Origin of the sequence: Pedobacter sp., from assembly GCF_965279535.1 — a bacterium.
Classification (GTDB): Bacteria; Bacteroidota; Bacteroidia; order Sphingobacteriales; family Sphingobacteriaceae; genus Pedobacter.
In genome coordinates this window covers 3455114-3470608 of the sequence record NZ_OZ257244.1, presented here as the reverse complement: position 1 = coordinate 3470608, position 15495 = coordinate 3455114, and the positions used below count along the sequence as shown (strand labels likewise).

The window sequence follows — 15495 nt, the reverse complement described above, 5'->3', positions numbered from 1 at the left end:
ACAGGAGGCAAAGACAATGGCAAGAACAACTTATCAAGACTTATTGGATGCAGGTGTACACTTTGGTCACCTTACCCGTAAATGGAATCCAAAAATGGCTCCTTACATTTTCATGGAGCGTAACGGAATTCACATTATAGATTTAAATAAAACTTTAACTAAAACTGAAGAAGCTGCGGCTGCGATTAAACAAATCGTAAAATCAGGACGTAAAGTTTTATTCGTATCTACTAAAAAACAAGCTAAAGGAATCGTAGCTGAACAAGCTAAGAAAGTAAATATGCCTTTCGTAACTGAACGTTGGTTAGGTGGTATGTTAACTAACTTTGCTACTGTTCGTAAGTCAATCAAAAAGATGTCTAACATCGATAAAATGACTAAAGACGGTACTTATGCGATCTTATCTAAAAAAGAGCGTTTAATGATTCAACGTGAGCGTATTAAATTAGAGAACCTTTTAGGTGGTATCGCTGATTTAAACCGTTTACCTGCAGCTTTATTCTTAATTGATGTTAAGAAAGAGCACATCGCGGTAACTGAAGCGTTAAAATTAAACATCCCTACTTTTGCGATGGTTGATACTAACTCTGATCCTTCTAACATCGATTTCCCTATCCCGGCGAATGACGATGCTACAAAATCTATCTCTTTAATTACTGATGTAATTATCAAAGCGATTGAAGAAGGTTTAGACGAACGTAAACGTGAGAAAGACGAAGAAGCTGAAAAAGAAGCAGTAGCAGCTAAAGCTGCAGCTGATGCACCAGAGGTTAAAGAACCAAAACGTGCTAAAAAAGCAACTGCTGAAGCTGAAGTAGAAGGATCTTCAACTGAAGAAACTAAAACAGAAGAATAGTAATATTTTTTAATTGCAGGTTACTGGTTTCAGGTTTTAAGTTAGCTTAACAAGAGTTTAACTTGCTGCTTGTAACTTGTAACCTGTAATTGTTATAACAAGATTTTAAACTTTAAAAGGAAATAAAATGTCTACAGTACAAATTTCTGCAGCAGATGTAAACAAATTGCGTCAACAAACTGGCGCTGGTATGATGGATTGCAAAAAAGCTTTAGTTGAAGCTAATGGTGATTTCGAAGCAGCTGTTGATTTATTGCGTAAAAAAGGTCAAAAAGTATCTGCAGCTCGTTCTGGTAATGCTACTTCTGAAGGTCTGGTATCTATCGCTGTTTCAGCGGATGGCACAAATGGTAAATTAGTTGCTTTAGCATGTGAAACTGAGCCAGTTTCTAAAGTTGAAGATTTCCGTAATTTAGCTCAGGCTGTTTTAGCTGCAGCAGTTGCCAACAATCCTGCTACTGCAGAAGAATTATCAGCTATTGCTTTAGAAGACGGACGTACAGTTGCTGAAACCATTACTGAATTAACTGGTAAAATCGGAGAGAAAATCGTTATTCAGGAGTATGTAAATATATCTGGCGAAAAAATCGTTTCTTATATCCACTCTAACGGTAAAATGGGTGTTTTAGTAGTATTTGAAGGTGCTAATGGCGCTGATATTACTGAAGCTGGTAAAGATGTTGCGATGCAAATTGCTGCAATGAACCCAGTTGCTGTTGATAAAGACGGTGTTGATCCTGCTACTATTGAGCGTGAAATCGAAATTGCTAAAGATGTAATTCGTCAGGAAGGTAAACCAGAAGAAATGGTTGAGAAAATTGCTGCTGGTAAATTGAACAAATTCTACAAAGACAGTACTTTATTAAACCAGGAGTTTGTTAAAGACAGTTCTGTAGATGTTCGTAAATTTTTAGATAACACTTCTAAAGGTTTAACAGTTACTGCTTTCAAACGCGTACAATTAGGTGCATAAGCATTTATAAATCATAACAAAAAGCCGGCTAACTTTTACAGTTAGCCGGCTTTTTTATTTCCTTAAAGCAGTGTATGTTCCTACTTCAGTTCCTGAATCGCCGATCATGCTTACTGTTATTTTATGCTGGTCGGCTTTTATCGAGGTAATCGTCCGCGACCCAGCTTTAGGTCCTCCTCCAATAATTAAAGGATAACGATTCAGATTTTTATCCGGCTGGTGTACCATGTATTTATGTGTATGTCCGCTTAAAACCAGATCTACCTTACCTTGGTTAAGCAGGGGCTCAAATAACTCCGTACAATGCTTTGGTCCATGTGCATCTCCCGAAAAACGTGGCGGTATATGCATTAAAACAATCCTAAAGGGCGCATTTTTAAAAGCCTTGGTATTGATCTCATTCTTAAGCCATTCGGCCTGTTGTACTCTGTAATCGTCAAAATTCACGATACCTGCATACACAGGGTGCGCATCTTCTTTATCTTCTCCAGTATCTAAAATCACAAATCTTACTGGCCCCAATGTAAATGCGGCATGGCCAACATGCATGTAGTATTGCGCAAACTCCCGGGCAAATTTGCCCCGGGTTTCATGGTTGCCCCTTACATAAACAAATGGGGTATGCCTGGCAAAACTATCCACACAGGGTTGCAGCATGTGATCGATAATCTGCTTCTCGTCAGTTTGGTAATCAAAAATATCTCCATTGAAAAACACAAAATCCTGTTTTCCTTTCGGAACAAGATTAAGTAGAAAAGGAATAGATTCAGGCCTGTCGTGAATATCGTTCATCATTAAAAAAGAAACCTCTTTTTTCGTCACATCTGCATTTTGAAATTCCTCCACCCTACTGCTAATCGTTTCTCCATAAGTAAGTTTATAAGGCTGAAAATCCTTAATTTCTTTGGAAACAATTTTGTAGTAGTACTTTATGCCTGGCTTAAGATTTTGAATGGTCACTGCGTTTAACTTCGAGTTCGCCTGCATTAAACCCAGTTCTGCCTTACCATAAGCCTTCCTGTCTAAATTTCCTGCATCTTCTCCAAACTCTACCCAACCTGCCGCATTTTTATTGGTTAGCCAAAGGATGGTCATAGCATTATTAAAATTGCTTTGAAGGTACGGGCCAACAGCAATCTTAAATTCATCATCCTTTACTGCTGCTGGTAAACCTGCAATTGTAGCAGTTGGGGCAACCAATGTTGCTGCGCCCAGCGCAAGACTAGTTCTTAAAAAATTTCTCCTATTGTTCTGATTTTCTGCCATTTGTTGATGAGTCTATCTGATTAATCAAATATATACCGACAATAGGCCAATTTGGTCGTGTAAGATTAAATTTACTCAAACGTTTGATCAGTTTTTGTTTATCATTTAGGCAAGAAAGGCTTATAACTTAACATAATGGTATCCTGTGGATAATATTTAAGTCCCGAATCAACCACTTTCTTAACTTCCGCCCTGTTGGCCTTAGAATAAAACATCGTTAAGGCATAATAAGACCATGACTGCTGGTCGTTACGGTAAGTATGATAGGTTTTAAATAACTTATGTACCCCAGCAATATCATTGTTTACCCTGGCCAAATAACTGGCCATTCTAAAATAATAGAAATTTCTTGGTTTGATAGCTGCTGCTCGTTTGCCATACTTATAAGCACTATCTAATTGTTTCGTTTCCAGGTAAATATTGCACTTTAGATAATCACTGTATGGTAAATATGGGCTTTGGTACTGAACACTATCCAGCAAATGTATAGCCGCTTTATATCGCTTTTCCGCCCTTAGATATTTAGCTTTCTTAAATGCCATGATTTCAGAATTCTCGGCAATTTGCGGATATTCAGGTAATATGGTACTCACCTGAGCATAATTAAGTTTAGGAAACGCTCCCGGTATGTTATCAATGCTGTTGAGGTCATTATCAACCAGCCACTGGGCCTTCAAAGACTGAAACACAACAACATGCACGTAAATTGTTGCTATTCCGATTAAAATAGCAGGCATAATAACGAAAAGCTTTGACACTGGCTTTTGGCTTTCGGAATTTGCTTCTGCAGGAGCCAGGTAGTTAGTCAGAATCACCCCTAAAATAAAAGCAAACAACACCTGGATATTAGGCCTTTCGGAAGGGAAATTAAAGAAGGCATCAATGAAATACCCCCCTAAGCTCGCCAAAATAATGATCGAAATTAACTTTAGCTCCGGATCTCGCTTGGATCTGAGCATTCTAATTGTAGCCAGCAATGCACATATAAAGATGGATAAAAATATAATACTGTTTAAAATGCCTGATTCTCCAGCTATTTCTATGAAATCATTATGAGGATGTTTGGAGAATAAGTTATCGTTTAATAGCGGCCCTGTATACAGCGGGGAGTAAAGTTTCCAATTTCCGTACCCCACACCGGTTAAAGGTTGCTGTGAAATTATATCTAAAGCACCCTTCCAATATTTTAAACGAATATTGGTGGTTTCATTATCTGTATCTACCACTGTCCCCAGCCTATCTGCAAAGGTTCCATACACAGTTGTTTGATTTAACTGCTTAGCCTTAGTCAGGGTATTCTGACTAATGAAAAATGCCAGGACATAGGTGCCGAGCATCAGCAAGGAATTTAACTTGAATTGGGCAATCGACTTGCTTTTTAATTGCAAGTAAATGATTAGCCCCCCTATAGTTAGAAAGCTCAATAGTAAGCCTAAATACGCAGACCTTGCATTGATAAAAAAAACAGTCAGAATAGCCAGAAAAAGTGTCAGCAGGCCAAGGTATTTCAAGAATCCCTGCCGCTTTAGTATGCAATAAATAATCAAGGGAATTTTGATCACTAAAGCAGCAGCAAAAATATTTTTATTGCCGGTTGTACTCTGTAGGCTATTAACCAAAGTGGACAGTTCTGTCTTTCCAAGGCCTGCATAGAACTGCATCACCCCGCTAAACGATTGGGCAAGCACAATTAAAGTGATTACAACAATCAGGTCTTTAAGCAGTTCTTTCCGATTGTAGAACAGTATACTAAAAATAAATACGGTTATGCAAACGGTGAGTAGGCGGGAGTAGATGATAAGGCTTTCACCCTTATTCAAGGCAAAGCAAATAGAAATACCCGAAATAGTCACGAAAGCCAGGTAAAGCCATGTGATATTATTTTTAAATATGGGTCTTATTCCGGTAAGAAATGTATTATTCCTCAAAATGAATAATCCTGCTACCAAATTGAGTAAGCCAATCAGCAACCAATGGATACCCATCTGATCAATAATTTCTACTTTGGGAACACAGTCTACCAGAAAATACAAACTGGCAATAACCAAAATGATGTTATTGGTTATTGTGGATGGCTTGCTCGTTAAAACGGGGGATGATTTAACTTTTTGCTTTTCGCCTTGCATGAATAAAAAATATCTGTTAAAATAAACATTTCTCCTTAATAATTAAATGCATCAACACCTATTTTATAGAATTGGATAAAAACTTGATTACATTCTTTAATTTTGAGCGTCAACATAATGATTAACTAAGTCTGTAACATGTCCGAATTACTCCGTAACATTTCCTATTACCAAAACGATCAATTAATCACCAATCAAGAAATCGTAATCAGAGATCTGAATATTGTAGACATAAAAGCGGCAACCAGTAGTGGTGGTAATTTAGTTGTTCCGGGTTTTATTGATTTACAGATTTATGGCGCCGGGGGGAGATTATTTTCCGCAAATCCATCTGTTGAATCGCTTCATATTATTGAGGATGATCTGCTTCAAAAAGGTACCACAGGCTTTCTGGCCTGTATCGCCACCAATACACCTGCGGTTTTTAACGATTGTATTCAAGCAGCAAAAGAACACCGCCCCTATGTTAAAAATTGCTATGGTTTACACCTGGAGGGCCCTTTCTTAAATCCTAAAAGACTAGGTGCTCACGTTCCTGAGTATGTAAGAAAAGCCAGTCTTGATGAGATCAAAGCATTACTCGATTTTGGAGACGGTGTGATCAAAATGATGACGATTGCTCCGGAACTGCAGGATGACGCGGTGGTTCAATATCTCCTGGACCATCAGGTAGTGGTGTCATTGGGCCATAGCAACTCGACATTTGAGGAGGCTACGGCAGCCTATAATATGGGGGTTCAAACCACTACCCATCTTTTTAATGCGATGAGCCCCATTCATCACCGTGAACCGGGCATTCCAACCGCTGTTTTTAATCATAACAAAGCTATGGCAAGCATTATCGCTGATGGCAGACATGTTGATTTCGAGGTAGTAAAATTTGCCCAAAAACTTTTAAAAGATCGTCTTTTCTTAATTACAGATGCCGTTACGGCCTGTGATAGCGGCCCTTACCAGCACCGCTTAAGCGGAGATAAGTACGTTATGCCCGATGGAACTTTGTCTGGCTCGTCTCTTACCATGCTACAGGCAGTTCAAAATTGTGTAGCACATTGTGATATAGCATTACCCGAAGCGTTAAAAATGGCCACAAGCTATCCCGCCAGATTAATGGGCATAGAAAATCTGACTGGAAAAATAGCTACAGGATGTGAGGCCAACTTATTGGTTTTAGATCAGGAACTGGAGATACAGCAAGTCATTTTTAAAGGTAAGTTGCTGTAAAACTAAATATTTACATCAATTGTTAAAAAGCATAGTCGGTAAGTAAAAAATTGTTAATATTTTTGAGGTCATGAAATACAAACGCATCCTACTGAAGCTTAGCGGCGAGTCGCTAATGGGCGACAAACAATATGGCATTGATAATGAGCGTGTAAGACAATATGCAGAAGACATTAAAGCTGTACACGATAAGGGACTTGAAATTGCAATCGTTATCGGTGGAGGAAATATATTTAGAGGCTTAAGCGCCGAAAAAAGTGGGATGGACAGGGCCCAGGCCGATTATATGGGGATGCTGGCTACTGTAATTAATTCCATGGCCCTGCAAGATGCACTTGAAAAAGTAGGGATTAAAACCCGTTTGTTAACCGCCATTAAAATGGAGCAGATTTGCGAACCATTTATCCGCAGAAGAGCTGTTCGCCACCTGGAAAAAGGCCGGGTAGTTATTTTCGGAGCAGGTACAGGAAACCCTTATTTTACAACAGACTCTGCTGCAGCACTTCGTGCGATTGAAATTAAGGCAGATGCCGTACTGAAAGGAACGCGTGTGGATGGCATCTATACTGCTGACCCTGAAAAAGACCCTTCAGCTACTAAATTTGAACAAATCTCGTTCAAAGAAGTATATGCTAAAAACTTAAATGTAATGGATATGACGGCTTTCACGCTTTGCGAAGAAAACCAAGTGCCTATTATCGTTTTTGACATGAACAAGCCGGGCAATTTCATGAAAATTGCTGACGGGGAAGCCATCGGTACACTCGTTAAATAAGCTTTAAAAATTTTATTATTTTTGTAGAAATACACGCAAATATGAATGACCTCATAAAGTTACAATTATTAGATTCTCAGGCTTCTATGGATAAAGCCATTGATCACTGCGAAGCTGAATTAACTAAAATCAGAGCTGGAAAAGCATCTGCAGGAATGCTTGATGGCATTTTTGTTGATTATTATGGCGCATCTACTGCTTTATCTCAAGTGGCCAGTATCAATACACCGGATGCCAGAACACTGGTAATCCAACCTTGGGAAAAAACGCTTTTAACCCCAATTGAAAGGGCCATACAAGAAGCAAACATCGGTATCAATCCTCAAAATGATGGTATTGTTATCCGTTTGCTGGTACCGCCGCTCACAGAAGAACGCCGTAAAGATTTAGTTAAAAAAGTAAAAGAGGAAGCTGAACGTGGAAGAATTACAGTTCGTAATATTCGCAAGGATGCCAACGAAAAAATTAAAAAACTAAAAGGCGAAGGTGTTTCTGATGATGAAATTAAAACTGGTGAAGCTGAAGTTCAAAAACTGACAGATGCTTACATCATCAAGGTTGATAAACATGCAGAAGCTAAAGAAAAAGATATCATGACTGTTTAATTTTTAAGCAGCACTAAAAAGGGGAATAGTTTAAAACTGTTCCCCTTTTTTATTTTATGCCTTTTTCAAACTTGAGCCCCTAACGGTTAAGTGGGCGGGCAGTTTAACTTGCGTATTTCCGGTGGCTTGGCCTGCTTTATTTAATCTGGACAACAAAATCTTCATCACATTATCTGCAATAGCGCTGAGGGGCTGTACAATGGCTGTAACAGGCGGATCACAGAACTCCAGTAACTCAAAATCATCAAAGGAAACTACCGCAAGGTCCTGGTGAATCTTAATCCCCATTTTCTTAAACGTGCGCAAGCCGTCCATGCAAATGTAGTTGGCAGCAAAAATAACAGCATCCAATTTCTTCTCACTTTTAAAATAGGCTGTCATTTGCGCAATAGAATCTGCTCCTGCTTTATAATCAACTTCTTTTACAGCTGTTGGCAAACCTGCTTCGGCCATCGCTACCTGATATCCGGACAACCTGTCAATCATCTGGCTTTGTGTAGTTTCCAATGTTACAAAACCAATATTTTTATACCCGTTATCCAACAAATGTCTGGTTGCCTGATATACGCTTTCCTGATTATCAATAATTACATAATCTGTTTTAACATCAGGTACGTAGCGATCGAACAATACTACCGGAGCATCGGTTTTAATCAGTTTTTTCACCTCATCTTCCAGTCCTTCGGGTAATGCCATAATGTAACCATCTACATGCCTGTCCTTTAAGATTTGCAATAATTCTATGGCTTTTTGGGTATTGTTTCTGGTGCTGCTAAATAATATTTTATAGCCTAAATCGGATGCAATTTCATCTAAATGTCTAGCTATTGCAGCAAAGAAAGGTTCAGATATATCGTCTACCAGAAAGCCTAAGATCTGTGTTTTACCTGTGCGTAAGCTTTTAGCCAATGCATTAGGCTGATAGTTTAGTTCTGCTACCAGATCCAAAACCTTCTTGGTAAGCGCATCACTGATGTTTTTCTCTTTGGCTTTGCCATTAATTACAAACGAAACAGTTGTGATGGAAATATTAAGCCGGCTCGCGATATCTTTTATGGAGGGTTTTTTCATTAAACTTAATGCAACATTTGATTAAATATCGTGAAAGATACGATATATCAATTCAATAAAAAAATATGCTTGGATTGGGAATGGGTGTAAAATAAAAAGAGCAACCTATCCAGGATTGCTCAATTAACTAACTTATTATTCATAAAAAATGCTGTTGGGGAAGGAGTCGAACCTTCAAGGGGTAGTTAGCTACAGTTCAAAAAATTAATTTGTGGTCAACCCAATAAGCTGCGTTTATCCCATTATTCCCCACCACCGAGACAAGGAGGCGTGTCTGCCAATTTCACCACCCAACATTTCAAAAGTTAACAGTTTTCAATTTTATAGTTTTCAGTTTTAAACTGTTAACCGTAAATTGCCAACTGAACTGGCTGTAGGGGAAGGAATCGAACCTTCAAGGAGTGGTTAGCCATTACTGGTTTTCCATGATCTCCGCCACCGAGACAAGGAGGTGTGTCTGCCTGTTTCACCACCCTACATTGTTAATGTTCAGCAATTGTAAAAGAACGTTCCCTTTTTGTTAATTGCTTAATACAAATGTAAAGGAACAACCATTACCTTGCAAATATTTTAAACATTTAATTTTATTTTTATAATATTGATAAATTTTATTAAATTCGCTTATCATAATTCAAAAATATGCTTAAAAAAGACAATTCCAATTTAGAAATTGACAACCTGGACATCGACATTTTAAAACAATTGATGCAGGATGCGACTAAACCTTATACCGAAATTGCGAAAGATTTAATCGTTTCTGGCGGAACTATACACGTCAGAATGAAGAAATTACAAGAAATGGGTATTATTAAAGGTTCTCACCTGATTATTGATCCACAAAAGGCTGGATACGATATTTGTGCTTTCTTAGGTATCTATTTAGAAAAAGGAATTCAGTATAAAGATGCTGTAGCGCAACTGAGTAAAATAAAAGAAGTGGTAGAACTCCACTACACCACTGGTGCTTACAGTATGTTTGCGAAAATAATCTGCAGAGACACTAACCACCTCAGGCACGTGTTAAATGAGGAGATACAAGCAGTAAATGGAATCCAGCGTACAGAAACATTAATTTCCTTAGAAGAGAGCATCAAGCGTCAGATTGAGCTGGGGTAGTTTGGAGTTTGGAGTTCTGAGTTTGGAGTATTGAGTTCTTAGTTTCGAGCGCGCGCTAAATGATAGGCACTCCATCTTGCTACTTGCTACTTGCTACTTGCTACTTGATACTTGATACTTGATACTAACTACTAATTACTTAATACTAGATACTCAACACTAACTACCTGACACTAAACGAAACTATTTCAATAACTGATAAGCAACTAAAGCCGCAACATAAGCCATAGCCGTCATGTAAACCAATTGGATTACCGGCCATTTCCAACCTTTGGTTTCGCGATACACGATTGCTACGGTACTCATGCACTGCATGGCAAATGCATAAAATAACATCAGGGATATTCCCGTGGCAAAAGTATAAACCGGCAAACCTGTTTTACTATTAACAGATGCTGCCATACGCTCCCGGATAGTGACGCTGTCTTCGTCTCCCCCATCAACACTATAAATGGTTGCCATGGTACCTACAAAGGCTTCACGAGCCGCAAATGAAGTAATTAGTCCAATGCCTATCTTCCAGTCGTAACCCAGTGGACGGATAGCAGGCTCAATAAAATGGCCAAGAATTCCCACGTAAGAGTTTTCCAGTTTCTCTGTGGCCACAAGTGTTTCAATATGCGTGGTATTTCGGGCAGTATCGGCTAAGGCCGCAGCATATTTCTGGTCAATTTTTTCGAAGCGATTTCCCGGTCCGAAGGAAGCCATTACCCAAAGGATAATCGATATTGCTATAATTACTTTTCCTGCTTCAAAAACAAAAGTTTTCGATTTCTCATACATGGTATAAAGTACGTTCTTCCATCTCGGCATACGATAGATGGGCAGCTCCATAATAAAATAAGAACGCTCTTTTGTTTTAATGATGAATTTCATTACCCAGGCCACTGCAACCGCAGCGATAACGCCCACCAGATACATGATCATCAGGGCTAAGCCTTGTTTACTGAAGATACCGAAAACCGTTTCCTGGGGTACAATTAAAGAGATAATCAGGATATAAACGGGTAGTCGTGCAGAACAGCTGATCAATGGTGTAACCATAATGGTAATCATTCTGTCTTTCCAGTTCTCTATATTCCTTGCGGCCATAATAGAAGGAACCGCACAGGCCAATCCACCAATCATTGGCACTACAGACTTACCATTCAATCCAACCTTGCTCATAATCTTATCCATCATAAAGGTTACCCTGGCCATATAGCCGGTATCTTCAAGAATGGAAATAAATGCAAAAAGAATAGCAATTTGTGGAATGAAAACAAAAATCCCACCTAAGCCGGCAATAACCCCGTCTAATAACAGGTCTGTAAGCATCCCTGCAGGTAAATGTTCATGGCCATAAGCTGTTATCCATCCAAAGGTAGACTCAATTAAATCCATTGGATAAGATGACCAGGCAAATATGGCATTGAAAATAATAAAAAGAATCAGCAGGAAAATTGCAAAGCCCCAAACTTTATGGGTAAGAATACCATCCAGTTTATCGCTGAAAGAAAACTTTTTTGCCGTTCCTTTATCTGTTATTACATCCGAAAGAATGGTACTGAGGTGTTTATAGCGTGCGATGGTTTCTGCTGCCTGAACTTTGGCAGATTCAAATCCATGAGATTGCTCAATTTCTTCAATCTCTACTTGTTGTTGATCGGTAAAAAATGTTAAATGTTCATGCTGGTGGAGTACCTGGAGTGCATAATAATCATTATCGGCATTAATGTGGCGTTTAATGGCATTAATGGCCTCTGGCGCCAGAAAATTAACATCAACCTCGAGGTTTTGGGTGGCTATTTTATTGGTATTGGCTACGGCCTGTTTTAATTGATCAATGCCGGTATTATTTCTGGCTGATATCGGTACAACCTGGATTCCCAGTTTTTCTGCAAGCTTGTCTACATCTACTTCAATGCCCTGCTTAGCAGAAAGATCGACCATGTTTAAAGCCAAAACCATCGGAATGCCTAAATCTGCCACCTGCGAATAAAGCAGCATATTGCGTTTCAGGTTAGATGCATCAGCTACGAGAACGATAACATCAGGATGGCTATTGTTTTTTTTATCGGCCAGCACCTGAAAAACAATACTTTCATCTTTACTTTTCGGATACAAACTATACGTACCGGGTAAATCTATAATCTCCGCCCCTCTGGTAGCATCCAATCGGGTAAAACCAGTCTTCTTATCAACAGTTATACCTGGAAAGTTTCCTATTTTCTGATTTAACCCGGTTAAGCGGTTAAATAAAGTAGATTTACCTGTATTGGGATTACCAACTAACGCAACTTTAATATCCAAATCAGCCTAATTATTGTATAATAATGACATCAGCTTCACTTTTTCTCAAGCATAGCTGATAACCAGCAACACGAATAGCCATGGGATCGCCCAGTGGAGCAAAACGCTCAACTTCTACTACCTCTCCAGGCAAACAGCCCATCTCCATCAGTTTAACTGACATGTCAAGATCTGTGAAGGCTACTATGGTTCCTGTTTCTCCTACTTTAAGGTGCGAAAGTTTCATCTGTTATTATTAATTAATGGTCAGATGACACCCTAGACTTAAAAAATAACTTATTTTAAAGCTAAAGGTTTCATGTGCTAAATAAGGGCGCAAGTTAACCTTTCTTTAGATTTATTCCAAATAACATCAACCGGAGATGATAGATAAATTTAACGATTACTTTGGTATGATTTAAAATTGCTGTCTGCCGCCACCGCCCATACCTTCTCTCCGGCCTTCGCGCCCTTCTCCTCCTCTGTTCCTGTTTCTCCCGCCCATTCTGTTTAGCGAGTAGGTGAAAGAGAACATAAAATAACGCTGTAACACATTATAACTCACATCTTGTATCGTATTGTTGTTAGCTGTACGACTTATGCCCTGGTTCTCATTTAGCAAATCGTTAACAGCAGCTTTTAATGTGCCCCTGTTTTTAAAGAACTGTTTACTGATGTAGGAATTTACGAGGGTGAAGTGCGTATCAAAAGCCTCACCTCTACCGGTGTTCTGGTTGTAATCTGCATCGATAGCAAAGCGAATATCGCCAGGGAACAGGTAACTGACACTGATATTTGGCGAGAATGTATAATACCGGGTATTAGAATTAGGCTGAACGGAGTACGTTGCCCTGTTTATAGAACCGTTAACACCAGCTGTAAGGTCCAGCTTATCCAGATTGGACACCAGGCGATAGCCGTTGGATATGGCCCAGCTATTGGTGATATTTTTTAAACTATTGGTAAAGTTAACGTCGCGGTCATAGTTACCACCAATATTGATGTGAAAATTCAATTTGTTTTCTGCCATAATGGGCAGACTTAACGAAGAGGAGACAGATCCCGAATAAACACCATTTACGTTAACCGGAAGGATAGCAAGCTTACCTTGATTAATACCACTTTCGATTAAGCTGCTGCTGTTGGCAATTCTATTAGAGGTTTGGGTGAAGTTCATATTGATAAACAACGAACGGTTTTTACCCACCGTAAAAGTATTGTAAGCCAAGCGCAGTGTGTTGTTAAATTCTGGCTTTAAATCTGGATTCCCTACAGGGATACTCTGGGTATTGGTATTATTTGGGATGGGTTGTAATTGCTGGATGGTGGGCTGATTGGTGCTTCCACGGTAGTTTACCACAAAGCGTTTACTGTTACTAAAATTGTACCTGAACATCGCCGATGGCGTGTAATTAAACACATTTTGCTTTAATACAAATCCCCTGGTGATGTTATTATTGGTTCTATCGGTATTTTGTACGGCCATCCCCACATTCCAGTTGTATTTTTTAGCCATTTTATTGAAACTGAAACCTGCTGCATTGGTCAGGATCGTATTTTCATAGGAGTTACTATAGGTTTGATCCAGCAAATCGTAAGCTAATGTTGCCGGATTAAAATTATAGGTGAACCGGTCTGAAGTATTGTGATTATAGCCATTCTGATAATTAAACTCTAAGCTCAAAGTGTTGGAAAGTGGCTCTGTATAAACCAATCGCGTATTCTGGTTAAGCGATTCACTCTCCTGATCGTTAAATTGATTGGTACTTTTTTGTGTAGCGCTTGTACCATTAATGGTATTGTCTAAAATATTGTTGTAATTATCTGCATCATTATTATTGATACTGGTACTCAAATTGAGCGATAGCGTGCGTCCTCTTCTCATGAATTTCTTTCTCAATAAAATATTATTGCTGAAAGATGGTGCGGTATTGTGATTGGTTAAAGTTTGATTACCATTAATTTTATAAGTGCTGTAATCACGGGAATAAACGCTTGTATTTAAGCTTTCGTTATCTGTATAACTTAAGTTGGGCTGAACTTTTAAAGAGGTTAATGAATCCAGTTTAGTATCTATAGCAAAATTAAGACGGTGATTTAATCTATCCGCGTTGTTGTTTTGGTTGTTATTAAAAATGGTTTTCACATCCCCCAACAAATTTTGGGTAACGCTATTTCTAAGAATCAGATTGTCTGATTTATTAACGAAGTAGCTGAGGTTAATTTCTGTATCATCTGCATATTCGTCACTGAAATTGAAACCACCCGCATTGGTTTTGGTAATTCCTCCTCTTCCTCCATTACCGCCACCGTTTCCTCCACCGAGGCCACCGCCAAAATTCTGTTTATTTACATTGTTAAACTGCGCAATAACGCTGAGTTTGCGATCCTGATTAAAATGGTTGATGTTGGCGCCAATGTCATATCGGTTATCCGATCCATAGCCGCCTGTGCTATTGCCAAAGTAGCCGTTCTTACGGTCTTTACGGGTGGTAATATTGATGATTTTAGTTCTGGAACCATCATCTATTCCGGTAAATTGGGCCTGATCTGATAGCTCATCGATAATCTGAATTTTATCAATCATATCTGCAGGCAGGTTTTTTGTAGCCAGAAGCGGATCATTTCCAAAAAACTCTTTCCCATCTACTTTAACTTTGGTTATGGTTTCGCCCTGAGCCTTAACTGTTCCGGCTTTATCTACTTCTACCCCTGGCAGTTTCTTCAAAAGATCTTCGACTACAGCATTTTCTACTACTTTGAATGAGCTGGCATTAAATTCCAAAGTATCCTTTTTTACTACAATAGGCGGAATTTCTGCCTTAATTTCTACCGTTTGTAAATCAATAGCACCACCTTCTAAAATAATATCGCCAAGGTTGATTTCCAATTTCTCTGCGGTAACTGAAAAATCTTTATTTACGTTTTTTAATCCTAAAAAGGCTGCGTACAAACGGTAACTCCCAGGTTTTAGGTTTTTAAAGGTAAACCGCCCATCTTCTGAAGTGTTTATAGCGCCCACAACACTGGAATCTGTAGTATTTTTAAGTGCAATTGAAGCATAATCTACAGGTTTCCTATCTTTAGATTGAATGACTCGCCCCGTAACGGTTCCGGTTTTTTGGGCGTAAGCCACAGAAGTGCATAAAATGAGAAGTAGGGTAAAGAATTTATTCATTTGGTCAGGGTTGATTTAATTGTGTGTTGATTGG

At 38.8% G+C, this 15495-nt stretch carries 12 protein-coding genes and 2 tRNA genes; 6 read left to right on the top strand and 8 right to left on the bottom strand.

Annotated features, from left to right (window positions below; genetic code table 11):
* Nucleotides 1-16: 16 nt before the first annotated feature.
* Together rpsB and tsf are read left to right on the top strand one after the other, a co-directional pair.
* Nucleotides 17-856: a 30S ribosomal protein S2 gene (gene rpsB / locus ACQY77_RS14100; RefSeq protein WP_421941518.1), complete on the top strand. Its 840-nt coding sequence runs from the start codon at nucleotides 17-19 to the stop codon at nucleotides 854-856.
* 127 nt (nucleotides 857-983) lie between these two features.
* Entirely contained in the window at nucleotides 984-1829 is an 846-nt protein-coding gene (gene tsf, locus ACQY77_RS14095; RefSeq protein ID WP_421941519.1) for a translation elongation factor Ts, read from the top strand.
* Between the two features lie 54 nt (nucleotides 1830-1883).
* Here tsf and ACQY77_RS14090 read toward each other — a convergent pair whose 3' ends face one another.
* Together ACQY77_RS14090 and ACQY77_RS14085 are read right to left on the bottom strand one after the other, a co-directional pair.
* A complete protein-coding gene (locus tag ACQY77_RS14090) occupies nucleotides 1884-3095 on the bottom strand; it encodes a metallophosphoesterase (RefSeq protein ID WP_421941520.1) in 1212 nt (403 codons plus the stop codon).
* 101 nt (nucleotides 3096-3196) lie between these two features.
* Nucleotides 3197-5221: an O-antigen ligase family protein gene (locus ACQY77_RS14085; protein ID WP_421941521.1), complete on the bottom strand. Its 2025-nt coding sequence runs from the start codon at nucleotides 5219-5221 to the stop codon at nucleotides 3197-3199.
* A 138-nt stretch (nucleotides 5222-5359) separates the two neighbouring features.
* On the opposite strand from ACQY77_RS14085, the gene nagA reads away from it, so the two are divergent.
* The 3 genes from nagA (at nucleotide 5360) to frr (ending at nucleotide 7825) form a co-directional block, all read left to right on the top strand.
* The gene (gene nagA / locus ACQY77_RS14080; protein WP_421941522.1) at nucleotides 5360-6445 is read left to right on the top strand and encodes an N-acetylglucosamine-6-phosphate deacetylase; all 1086 of its coding nucleotides are present in this window, start codon (nucleotides 5360-5362) and stop codon (nucleotides 6443-6445) included.
* Nucleotides 6446-6515: 70 nt separating this feature from the next.
* Nucleotides 6516-7220 (top strand): UMP kinase, encoded by a 705-nt coding sequence (gene pyrH / locus ACQY77_RS14075; protein ID WP_421941523.1) that lies wholly within the window; start codon nucleotides 6516-6518, stop codon nucleotides 7218-7220.
* Nucleotides 7221-7261: 41 nt separating this feature from the next.
* The gene (gene frr / locus ACQY77_RS14070; protein ID WP_421941524.1) at nucleotides 7262-7825 is read left to right on the top strand and encodes a ribosome recycling factor; all 564 of its coding nucleotides are present in this window, start codon (nucleotides 7262-7264) and stop codon (nucleotides 7823-7825) included.
* A gap of 54 nt (nucleotides 7826-7879) precedes the next feature.
* Here frr and ACQY77_RS14065 read toward each other — a convergent pair whose 3' ends face one another.
* From ACQY77_RS14065 to ACQY77_RS14055, 3 genes are all read right to left on the bottom strand, one after another.
* Nucleotides 7880-8896: a LacI family DNA-binding transcriptional regulator gene (locus ACQY77_RS14065; RefSeq protein WP_421941525.1), complete on the bottom strand. Its 1017-nt coding sequence runs from the start codon at nucleotides 8894-8896 to the stop codon at nucleotides 7880-7882.
* 151 nt (nucleotides 8897-9047) lie between these two features.
* Nucleotides 9048-9192: transfer RNA gene (locus tag ACQY77_RS14060), tRNA-Asp, on the bottom strand.
* A gap of 72 nt (nucleotides 9193-9264) precedes the next feature.
* Nucleotides 9265-9375 (bottom strand) — tRNA-Asp (locus ACQY77_RS14055).
* 160 nt (nucleotides 9376-9535) lie between these two features.
* On the opposite strand from ACQY77_RS14055, the gene ACQY77_RS14050 reads away from it, so the two are divergent.
* The gene (locus tag ACQY77_RS14050; protein WP_025145395.1) at nucleotides 9536-10012 is read left to right on the top strand and encodes an Lrp/AsnC ligand binding domain-containing protein; all 477 of its coding nucleotides are present in this window, start codon (nucleotides 9536-9538) and stop codon (nucleotides 10010-10012) included.
* Between the two features lie 183 nt (nucleotides 10013-10195).
* On the opposite strand, the gene feoB is transcribed toward ACQY77_RS14050, so the two are convergent.
* The 3 genes from feoB to ACQY77_RS14035 all read right to left on the bottom strand — a co-directional run bounded on the left by feoB (nucleotide 10196) and on the right by ACQY77_RS14035 (nucleotide 15461).
* Nucleotides 10196-12304 carry a ferrous iron transport protein B gene (gene feoB, locus ACQY77_RS14045; RefSeq protein WP_421941526.1) on the bottom strand — a complete coding sequence of 703 codons (2109 nt, stop codon included), beginning with the start codon at nucleotides 12302-12304 and terminating at the stop codon, nucleotides 10196-10198.
* Nucleotides 12305-12314: 10 nt separating this feature from the next.
* Nucleotides 12315-12530 carry a FeoA family protein gene (locus ACQY77_RS14040; RefSeq protein ID WP_421941527.1) on the bottom strand — a complete coding sequence of 72 codons (216 nt, stop codon included), beginning with the start codon at nucleotides 12528-12530 and terminating at the stop codon, nucleotides 12315-12317.
* Nucleotides 12531-12701: 171 nt separating this feature from the next.
* On the bottom strand, nucleotides 12702-15461 hold the full coding sequence (locus tag ACQY77_RS14035) for an outer membrane beta-barrel protein (RefSeq protein WP_421941528.1): 2760 nt from the start codon (nucleotides 15459-15461) through the stop codon (nucleotides 12702-12704).
* Nucleotides 15462-15495 lie beyond the last annotated feature (34 nt).

Coding starts and splice junctions, on each gene's coding strand:
- rpsB (WP_421941518.1), top strand. CDS start 17: ATGGCAAGAACAACTTATCAAGACTTATTGGATGCAGGTGTACACTTT.
- tsf (WP_421941519.1), top strand. CDS start 984: ATGTCTACAGTACAAATTTCTGCAGCAGATGTAAACAAATTGCGTCAA.
- ACQY77_RS14090 (WP_421941520.1), bottom strand. CDS start 3,095: ATGGCAGAAAATCAGAACAATAGGAGAAATTTTTTAAGAACTAGTCTT.
- ACQY77_RS14085 (WP_421941521.1), bottom strand. CDS start 5,221: ATGCAAGGCGAAAAGCAAAAAGTTAAATCATCCCCCGTTTTAACGAGC.
- nagA (WP_421941522.1), top strand. CDS start 5,360: ATGTCCGAATTACTCCGTAACATTTCCTATTACCAAAACGATCAATTA.
- pyrH (WP_421941523.1), top strand. CDS start 6,516: ATGAAATACAAACGCATCCTACTGAAGCTTAGCGGCGAGTCGCTAATG.
- frr (WP_421941524.1), top strand. CDS start 7,262: ATGAATGACCTCATAAAGTTACAATTATTAGATTCTCAGGCTTCTATG.
- ACQY77_RS14065 (WP_421941525.1), bottom strand. CDS start 8,896: ATGAAAAAACCCTCCATAAAAGATATCGCGAGCCGGCTTAATATTTCC.
- ACQY77_RS14050 (WP_025145395.1), top strand. CDS start 9,536: ATGCTTAAAAAAGACAATTCCAATTTAGAAATTGACAACCTGGACATC.
- ACQY77_RS14040 (WP_421941527.1), bottom strand. CDS start 12,530: ATGAAACTTTCGCACCTTAAAGTAGGAGAAACAGGAACCATAGTAGCC.
- ACQY77_RS14035 (WP_421941528.1), bottom strand. CDS start 15,461: ATGAATAAATTCTTTACCCTACTTCTCATTTTATGCACTTCTGTGGCT.